Below are 7271 nucleotides of genomic sequence, written 5' to 3'. Positions count from 1 at the left end.
GGGATTTATCCCCGTGGGGCTGCGAAGCGCCCTAAAAATGGGACTGCTACGCAGTCCAACGGGGATAAATCCCCTCGCCACAAAAGCCCCTCGCCACAGGTTCAGGCATTCGATAGTAGCCGAGGGTTACGCGTTAAGGCCAAACACTGCCTTCAGGTGCTGTTCATAGCGCGCCACATCAGCCTCGATGTTCGGTCGCTTCATCACGTCCACACAAAGGAACGTCGGCAACCCGGTCATGCCGAGGAATTCATTGGCCTTGTGAAAAGGAAAGTACACCGCGTCCACGCCTTTGGCTTCAAAGAAGTCAGTGGGGTCATCGAAGGCTTGCTGCGGCGCGTTCCAGGTCAACGACAACATGTATTGCTTGCCGTGCAACAAGCCGCCGCTGCCGTATTTTTGCGACGCATCGGAACGGGTCCGGCCATCGCTGGCGTAGAGGCTGCCGTGGCCTTCGGTGAAGACTTCATCGAGGTATTTTTTCACGGTCCACGGTGCGCCCATCCACCAGCCGGGCATTTGATAGATGATCACGTCGGCCCAGAGGAATTTGGTGACTTCTTCGGCGAGATCGTAACCCTCGTCGGTGAACGTGGTTTTCACATCGACACCGCCGCGGTCGAGCACGCTGAGTGCGGCTTCGTGCAGGGTGGTGTTGTAGCGGCCGTCGGAATGCGCGAATTGTTTGCCGCCGTTGAGCAAGAGGACTTTTTTCATGGGAGAGCTCGCAAGGTAAGGAAATCGGATGGCGGCAGATTAACGGTCTGCCTCGCGCGGAATAAGCCCTGATTCGACAAAATTCATTTGACCTGCAAGCACGAATCGATAGGCGATTGTTGCCGTCAGCTCTCCTGCTTTGACGCCGGGCCCAGATCGACTCCCGCTATCCGCTGATCAACAAGTGTCCGCCAAGCGCCCCAAGGCCAATGAAAAACACCCGCCTGAACAACACGGCGCTGATCCGCTGGCGCAGCCATTGCCCGAGCCACATGCCGAGCACGGCCGGGATGAGCGCCAGCAGTGACGCGCCCAACTCGCCGCCACCTAGCGAGCCGCGCCACAATAGGCCAGCAGCGAGCGCGAGGGTCGATACCGTGAATGACACACCTTGCGCTTGCACCAGTTCGTCATTGCTCAAACCGAGCGCCTGCAGATACGGCACTGCCGGGATCACGAAGACGCCGGTGGCCGAGGTGATGATGCCGGTAATAATCCCGCAGATCGGCCCGAGCCAGGTTTCGGTCCGACTGCCAACGCGCAAGGTCGGCAGGCACAATCCGCTCAGCGCATAGAGCAATAGTGCGCCACCCAATCCGCGCACGACCCAGTGACTTTCGGCCATATCGATCCACAGCGTGCCAACGCCGGTGCCGATAAAGATTGCCAGCAGCATCGGCCACAGACGTTGCAACAAGCCGCGCAGATGCCCGCCGAATGCCAGCTGCCAGAGGTTGGTCACGGTCGATGGAATGATCAATAAAGCAGCAGCCTGCGACGGCGCCATAGCCAGGCCAAGCAAGCCCATGGCAACAGTCGGCAGGCCGAGGCCAATGACGCCCTTGACTGTGCCGGCAAGCACAAAAGTCGCAATGACCAGCAAAGATAGGGGCCAACCGAGATTGTGATAAAAATCGAAAAGGATATTCATGGGCCTACCCTGAGCCAGGAATGGCTGCGTGAAAATCTGCCATATATTTAGGTTGCCTCTTGTTTGAATGGAGGCTAGAAAACCGAGTGATGCGATTCCCCGGGGGGCGAGGCTTGAAGGCCAAGGCACCCGTCAGACAACACACCTCCGAGGCTGTACCGATGCACTTCGACCTGACCGACCTGCGCCTCTACCTGAACATTCTGGAAAGCGGCAACATCACCGCCGGCGCCGTGCGCAGTCATCTTTCGCTGGCGGCGGCCAGTGCGCGAATCCGCGCGATGGAGGCCTCGTTCGGTGTCGACTTCCTGCTGCGCGGCCGTCGTGGCGTCACACCCACTCCCGCTGGAAGAGCCTTGGCCCATCACGCCCGCATCCTTCTACAACATGCCGAACACCTTCAGCAGGATCTCGCTGAGTACGCGGTCGGCGTGAAAGGTCAGGTGCGCCTGTTATGCAACACCACTGCAATCACCGAATACCTTCCGGAAGTTCTGGCGGACTTCCTGCGCACGCATCCCAACCTCGACATCGACCTGCAGGAAATGCCGAGCCAGCGCATCACTCACGCCTTGCGCCAAGGCGCGGCCGACCTCGGTATCGTCTCTGACGCAGTGGACACCCAGGCACTGGAAACCCTGCCTTTTCGTGACGATCCGCTGGTGCTGATCATGCCTCCGGAACATGCCCTCGCGGGGGACCGTCCTCCCACTTTCAGCGAGACGCTCGCGCACGATTACGTCGGCCTCGTCGCTCATAGCGCCTTGGCGGTGTACCTTGAGGAACAGGCGCTGCACATAGGTTCGCGCCTGCGGATACGCATTCGCGCCGACGGTTTCGACGGCGTAATGCGTATGGTCGCTCGTGGGGCGGGGCTGGCGATCGTGCCACTGGCGGCGGTCGAGCGCAGCGCCAGCACCTTCAAAATCTTCGAACTGCGGGAGCCTTGGGCGCAGCGCAAGCTTTTGCTCTGCGCCCGTGATTTCGCCGCGCTGCCGGGATACGCCAAAGCGCTGCTGCGAGCGTTGACGCAGTAGCCGCAGGAATGCGCGTTTCTGGACAGCTTAATGTCGAGCACAGACAACTGATGGCCTGACCGACGCTATAGGGTGCGAGCTCTGTTCTCAAATCTGCTGCCCGGAGTCCACATGACCGCACCGATTACCGTTCTTCGCGACACTCACCCACTGCCCGTCCTCGATGCCTGCAAGTGGGAAAAACTCGAAGGCGATCCGCACACCGTCAACCTCAACGCCTACACCAGCGAAGACGGCAGCAAGATCATGGGCACCTGGATTTGCACGCCGGGCAAGTGGTATGTGGAATACGTGAAGTGGGAATATTGCCATTTTCAGGAAGGCTACTGCGTGATCACGCCGGAAGGCATGGCGCCTATTCATCTGCGCGCCGGTGATATCTTCGTGGTCGAGCCCGGTATGAAAGGCACGTGGGAAGTGGTGGAAACGGTGCGTAAATATTTCGTATTTGCCTGATAAAAAACCGGGCCCTGTGGCGAGGGGGTTTACCCCCGTTCGGGGGCGAAGCCGCCGTAAAACCTGTCTGCGTGGTGTGGATGAGGCATGGGGAGCGCTTCGCACTCCAGCGGGGGCAAGCCCCCTCGCCACAGGCAAGCCCCCTCGCCAAAGGCAAACCCCCTCGCCGCAGGCAAGCCTCTTCTTCACGGGCAAGCCCCCTCGCCACAATCTCGGTTAAACCCGTTACTGGGGCTTGCGATAACCGTTGATGATCGCCGAGAAATCCTGCCCACCCTCCCCACGCTGACTCATCGCCTGATACAGCTGCTGCGCCACCGCGCCAAGCACTACCGGTTGATGCGCATGACGCGCCGCTTCGGTGGCCAGGCCGAGATCCTTGAGCATCAACTCGGCACCGAAACCGCCGGTGTAACCGCGTGAGGCCGGTGCCGTTTCGACAATGCCCGGCCACGGGTTGTACATCTCCGAACTCCAGCAACGCCCGGTAGAACTGTTGATGATGCCCGCCAGCACTTTGGTGTCGATCCCGAGTGCATCGCCCAACGCCATGGCTTCACTGACGCCGACCATGGAAATACCCAATAACAGGTTGTTGCAGATCTTGGCGATTTGCCCGGTACCGACTTCGCCACAATGAACGATGTTGCGGCCCATCTGCGCCAGCACGGGTTGCAGGGTGGCGAACAGTTCTGGGGTAGCGCCGACCATGAAGGTCAACGTTCCCGCCGCTGCGCCACCGGTGCCGCCGGACACCGGCGCATCGGCCATCGTTACGCCCTGTTTGGCAGCGGCGGCAGCAACGTCGCGTGCCGTCTGCGGATCAATGGTGCTGCAATCCACCGCCGGCACGCCTTGGGCAATCCCCGCCAGCACGCCGTCTTCGCCCAGCCAGACGCTGCGCACATGCACGGCGGCGGGCAGCATGGTGATCACCAGTTCCGCGCCTTGCGCCGCTTCACGCGCCGACGGGCTGATGCTGCCACCGAGTTGTTCCAGTTCGGCCAGCACGGTTTTATTCAGATCGACCAGGCGCAGCGAATGGCCGGCCTTGATCAGGTTGCGCGCCATCGGCGCGCCCATGTTGCCCAAGCCGATAAAAGCGATTTTCATGTCCGGCTCCTTAACGCAAGTTGATGGTGGTGTTCACACCGTCGTTGACGCTGTCGTCATCGAACCAGCGACTGGTGACTGTCTTGGTCTGAGTGTAGAACTGCACCACTTGCTTGCCATACGGACCGAGGTCGCCAAGCTTGGAACCGCGCGAACCGGTGAAGCTGAAGAACGGCACCGGCACCGGGATCGGAATATTGATCCCGACCTGGCCGACATCGATTTCAGTCTGAAACTTACGCGCCGCCGCACCGCTCTGGGTGAACAGGCCAGTGCCATTGCCGAAAGGATTGGCGTTGACCAGCGTGATCGCCTCGTCAAGCGTGTTGACTTCCAGCACGACTAATACCGGGCCGAAAATTTCCTGGGTGTAAATCTGCATGTCGGTGGTCACGCCGGAGAACAGCGTCGGGCCGACAAAGTTGCCCTGCTCGTAGCCTGCAACCGTGATGTCGCGACCATCGAGTTCCAGCTTCGCGCCTTCCTTGATGCCGCTTTCGATCAGGTCGAGAATCCGTGCCTTGGCGCGCTTGGAAATCACCGGGCCGACGTCGGTGCCCGGCTCGCTGCCCGCGTTCACCTTGAGTTTCTGCGCCAGCGCCTTCAAATCCGGCAGCCACTGCTTGGCGGCGCCCACCAGCACCACCACCGAGGTCGCCATGCAGCGTTGCCCGGCGGCACCGAAACCGGCGCCGACCAGCGCATTCAACGCTTGTTCGCGATTGGCATCGGGCAGCACCACGGCATGGTTTTTTGCGCCCATCATCGACTGCACGCGCTTGCCATGTTTGCCGGCCAGGTCGTACACATGCGTGCCAACTGCGGTTGAGCCGACGAAAGAAACAGCCTTGATATCTTTATGCGTGCAGAGCGCATCCACCACGTCCTTGCCGCCGTGAACGACGTTAAGCACGCCGGCCGGAACACCCGCCTCGAGCGCTAGCTCGACCAACAACATGGTCGACAGCGGGTCCTGCTCGGACGGCTTGAGCACGAAAGTGTTGCCGCAAGCGATGGCCATCGGGAACATCCATAGCGGAATCATCGCCGGGAAGTTGAACGGGGTGATGCCGGCGCAAACGCCTATAGGCTGGCGCAGGGTGTAGGTGTCGACACCGCCCGCCACGTTTTCGGCAAACTCGCCCATCTGCAGAGTGCCGATGGAGCACGCATGCTCGACAACTTCCAGGCCACGAAAAATATCGCCCTCAGCGTCGGCAATGGTTTTGCCCTGCTCGTTGCTGAGCACCACGGCAATGCGCTTGGAATGTTCGCGAATCAACGCCTGGAGCTTGAGCATAATGCGCATCCGCGCGCCGATCGGCGTCAGCTTCCAGGTCTGGAAAGCTTGATGCGCGGCGCTGATGGCGGCATCCACTTCCTGCGCGGTCGCGAACGGCACTTTCGCCAGCACTTGCTGAGTCGCCGGGTTGACGATGTCGTGCCACTCGGTGGTCTGTGACTCGACCCACTCACCGTTGATCAACAGTTTTACCTGCTGAACGGTGGTCTCGTTTGGCGTGAGCGATACGTTCATGTTCTGGTCTCCTGGACGTTGTTTTTATCGAGAGAACTTTCGGGGAGCCTGGGCGAGAAAATCGCCCTGCGATGAGGCGTGCGTCGCGAATTGGTTGTCGGACTGTTTTTGGAGTATAGATGTGCAAACTTCTAATAAGAACGCACATAAAAGCCGGTCCAACATGCAAAAAAACATTACGTCGTTAGGCTCCCTGAACTGGGATGACCTCAAGTTTTTTCTCGAAGTCGCCCGCACCCGCAAGGCCAGCACTGCGGCGAAACGCCTCGCGGTGGATTACACCACCGTGTCACGGCGCATCAGTTCGCTGGAAAGTGCTCTGGGCACATTGCTGTTCGAAAAGTCCCGGACAAGTGGTTTTGTCCTGACAGCCGAAGGCCAGCGATTGCTGGGTTATGCCGAATCGATCGAAAGCACGCTGCACATGGCTTGCGAGCAGGTATCCGGGTCCGGCGTTGCGTTATCCGGGCACGTACGGATGGGCTGCACCGAAGGTTTCGGCAGCTTCTTCATCACCCCGCAGCTCAGCCATTTCGTCGATACCTACCCGGCCATTTCGGTGGACATCCTGCCGCTGCCGCACTTCATCAGCCTGTCCAAACGCGAGGCAGACATCGTCATCGCGCTGGAGCGTCCGGAGCATGGCCCGTACGTCTGCTGCAAATTATGTGACTACCGATTGCAGCTCTACGCGACCCAGGACTATCTCGACAAACACCCGCCCATCCGCCGCCCGGCAGATCTGGCCAAGCATTCATTCATCAGTTACGTCGATGATCTGGCCTTCAGCTCGGAGCTGCTATACCTCGCAAACGTGCTACCCGGTGCCAGCGCCAACCTGCGCAGCACCAGTGTGATCGCGCAATTCGTGGCGGCACAACAGGGACGATCGCTGGCGATTCTGCCGTGCTTTTTGGCGGCTCAGGATTCAAGGTTGCTGCCGGTGTTGCCGGAAGAGGTGAATATCACGCGGCAGTTCTGGATGTACTGCCGGGAGGATCTGCGCAAGTTGAAGCGGATTACCCTGTTGTGGGATTACATCCGCGCGGTGACTGAGCAAAATCAGGGTTTGTTGATGGGCGAAGGGCGGGAGATGCTGTTTGCCGACTGACACTCTTTTAGGGAAGATGGCTTCCTCCGCGCCAGTTTAAAGGCTTGTTATTGTTTATGGACGAAAGATACAAGGACGATGCTCGATGATTTCTTCTGCTCGACTGAGTGACAAACACGTCTGCCCATTACCCGGCCACGGCACTACCCCTATCGCCTCTGCATCTGCTGACACCAACATCAACTTTATGGGCTCAGCCCGGGTTGGCGATACCTGTGGGTGTGGTGCAGTCATCACTACAGGCTTTCCTTCCATTCAGGTAAATGGCCGTCCCATGGCCCATTTAGGGAGCCCAACCAGTCACGGCGGGACAATCATCACTGGCTCAGGAGATGTCGGGGGTGGTTTTGTCATGGGGGACGCTGGTGG

The 7271-nt window shown here is 59.6% G+C and carries 8 protein-coding genes; 4 read left to right on the top strand and 4 right to left on the bottom strand.

Annotated elements, in window-relative coordinates; all coding sequences use genetic code 11:
* Positions 1 to 126: 126 nt before the first annotated feature.
* Together DU29_RS0128490 and DU29_RS0128485 are read right to left on the bottom strand one after the other, a co-directional pair.
* Complete coding sequence (locus DU29_RS0128490) at positions 127 to 717, bottom strand: NAD(P)H-dependent oxidoreductase (RefSeq protein WP_028624750.1); 591 nt, start codon at positions 715 to 717, stop codon at positions 127 to 129.
* A gap of 166 nt (positions 718 to 883) precedes the next feature.
* Positions 884 to 1648, bottom strand: coding sequence for a sulfite exporter TauE/SafE family protein (locus DU29_RS0128485; protein ID WP_028624749.1), 765 nt, complete (start codon positions 1646 to 1648; stop codon positions 884 to 886).
* Between the two features lie 161 nt (positions 1649 to 1809).
* Here DU29_RS0128485 and DU29_RS0128480 point away from each other — a divergent pair, with 161 nt between their 5' ends.
* Together DU29_RS0128480 and DU29_RS0128475 are read left to right on the top strand one after the other, a co-directional pair.
* A complete protein-coding gene (locus DU29_RS0128480) occupies positions 1810 to 2685 on the top strand; it encodes a LysR substrate-binding domain-containing protein (protein ID WP_028624748.1) in 876 nt (291 codons plus the stop codon).
* 111 nt (positions 2686 to 2796) lie between these two features.
* The gene (locus tag DU29_RS0128475) at positions 2797 to 3141 is read left to right on the top strand and encodes a cupin domain-containing protein (RefSeq protein ID WP_028624747.1); all 345 of its coding nucleotides are present in this window, start codon (positions 2797 to 2799) and stop codon (positions 3139 to 3141) included.
* A gap of 225 nt (positions 3142 to 3366) precedes the next feature.
* Here DU29_RS0128475 and mmsB read toward each other — a convergent pair whose 3' ends face one another.
* Both mmsB and DU29_RS0128465 read right to left on the bottom strand, forming a co-directional pair.
* Positions 3367 to 4254, bottom strand: a complete 888-nt coding sequence (gene mmsB, locus DU29_RS0128470; protein ID WP_028624746.1) for a 3-hydroxyisobutyrate dehydrogenase — start codon at positions 4252 to 4254, stop codon at positions 3367 to 3369.
* A gap of 10 nt (positions 4255 to 4264) precedes the next feature.
* Positions 4265 to 5791 (bottom strand): CoA-acylating methylmalonate-semialdehyde dehydrogenase, encoded by a 1527-nt coding sequence (locus DU29_RS0128465; protein ID WP_028624745.1) that lies wholly within the window; start codon positions 5789 to 5791, stop codon positions 4265 to 4267.
* 163 nt (positions 5792 to 5954) lie between these two features.
* Between DU29_RS0128465 and DU29_RS0128460 the strand changes: the two genes are divergently transcribed.
* Both DU29_RS0128460 and DU29_RS1000000132025 read left to right on the top strand, forming a co-directional pair.
* Positions 5955 to 6902 carry a LysR family transcriptional regulator gene (locus DU29_RS0128460; RefSeq protein ID WP_028624744.1) on the top strand — a complete coding sequence of 316 codons (948 nt, stop codon included), beginning with the start codon at positions 5955 to 5957 and terminating at the stop codon, positions 6900 to 6902.
* Between the two features lie 85 nt (positions 6903 to 6987).
* Positions 6988 to 7271 (top strand): PAAR domain-containing protein (locus DU29_RS1000000132025; RefSeq protein ID WP_177326994.1); only part of this gene is annotated, 284 nt, incomplete at its 3' end.

Origin of the sequence: Pseudomonas sp. Ant30-3, from assembly GCF_000690905.1 — a bacterium.
Lineage (GTDB): Bacteria > Pseudomonadota > Gammaproteobacteria > Pseudomonadales > Pseudomonadaceae > Aquipseudomonas.
The sequence above is the reverse complement of the archived record's forward strand: the minus strand, read 5'-3'. Positions and strand labels throughout refer to the sequence as shown.

Coding starts and splice junctions, on each gene's coding strand:
- DU29_RS0128460 (WP_028624744.1), top strand. CDS start 5,955: ATGCAAAAAAACATTACGTCGTTAGGCTCCCTGAACTGGGATGACCTC.
- DU29_RS0128475 (WP_028624747.1), top strand. CDS start 2,797: ATGACCGCACCGATTACCGTTCTTCGCGACACTCACCCACTGCCCGTC.
- DU29_RS0128485 (WP_028624749.1), bottom strand. CDS start 1,648: ATGAATATCCTTTTCGATTTTTATCACAATCTCGGTTGGCCCCTATCT.
- DU29_RS0128480 (WP_028624748.1), top strand. CDS start 1,810: ATGCACTTCGACCTGACCGACCTGCGCCTCTACCTGAACATTCTGGAA.
- DU29_RS0128465 (WP_028624745.1), bottom strand. CDS start 5,791: ATGAACGTATCGCTCACGCCAAACGAGACCACCGTTCAGCAGGTAAAA.
- mmsB (WP_028624746.1), bottom strand. CDS start 4,254: ATGAAAATCGCTTTTATCGGCTTGGGCAACATGGGCGCGCCGATGGCG.
- DU29_RS0128490 (WP_028624750.1), bottom strand. CDS start 717: ATGAAAAAAGTCCTCTTGCTCAACGGCGGCAAACAATTCGCGCATTCC.